Annotated in this window: 1 protein-coding gene; it reads left to right on the top strand. The window is 40.1% G+C overall.

Annotated elements, in window-relative coordinates:
• Positions 1 to 28: 28 nt before the first annotated feature.
• A partial coding sequence (locus KDK16_RS02755) for a hypothetical protein (RefSeq protein WP_257274568.1) occupies positions 29 to 1,187 on the top strand: 1,159 nt, incomplete at its 3' end.

Below are 1,187 nucleotides of genomic sequence, written 5' to 3'. Positions count from 1 at the left end.
TAGCATTCATGAGGCCAGAAAAGTCATCATGCAACATGCCACCTCGGATGGGATAACAAATGACAATCCGCAGCAGCTTCCTGAATACCTGAAATCCCAGCTGACACAAATACTTATCCAGAATAATGATATTTTAAAACTCATTAATAAAGAGTGCGATGCATACAATTCAGACATTAACATCTCAGAACTGGGCAGAGAGTCCTGTGAACGGCTCATTAATATTTTTGAAAACAATGTAAAATCGCGGCACACCGAATTATTGCTGACGTTCTTCCACTGCAGTTATTACTGTGCAATGCTCGTTGAGCATGTTTCTCAATGCGCTTCAATATTCAATGATCTCGAGGCCTGCCTTACATGCATTCATACCAGTGATTCATCGCGCTCGCTTAAGATGAGCAAAGAGAAATGGAAAGAAAAAATCAAAGCGAATGATTCCGGGATTAAAGAGAAAATTGATCAATTTGATAAGATCAACCAAAACATCAAAACCTGTTTCAAAGACGCTTTCAGGCAATTGAACAACATCAGAGAACACTTCATTAATGAACAAGATATTTGCCTGAAAATTGCGCTGTTCGAGTCAATTCATGCTACTTTATACTACAGTTTGCAACAGCTTCAGCGTTTGAATTCTGCTCTTGTCCTCGTTAGCGGTAAACGGATCGATATTCTCAAAAATGAATTTCCAACCATTCTCAAGCTTGAACAGGCTACCGTCAGTTGTGGGAAGAAATTGAAAAAAAATATTGCTTTCATAGCAGGCTACTTAAAAGATCTAAATAACTCTAAAAAACTATCATTAGTCAAAACCGGTGGTAGTCATAAACCGAATCCAGTCCAAATTAAAAATGGCCGATCTAAAGAACAATCCAGTAATAACCGTTATACTCTGGCAGATTTTGCCGCAAAGACATCTGTTACTGGAGATACTCCGGATATTCTCAATACAAGAGCTTATTTTCATGAGCAAATCGCCAGCGAAGTACAGGCGTTGAATCGTGAAAATAAGCCTGTGGTATATTTGGGAAGCCGTGCTTATCAGACGCAGGTCCAGTCACTTTGGGGAAGCGAGGCATTAAATGGGGTATCCGGCAATGATCTGTTACCGGGCGAAATATCCCGGGGAGTTGTTGAGCGCTCAGTCATGCCAAGGGATACAGATCTTTTGGTACTTAATAAAG

Source organism: Endozoicomonas sp. SESOKO4 (assembly GCF_024606275.1).
Note: the sequence above shows the minus strand (reverse complement) of the source record. Positions and strands in the feature narration are given on the sequence as shown.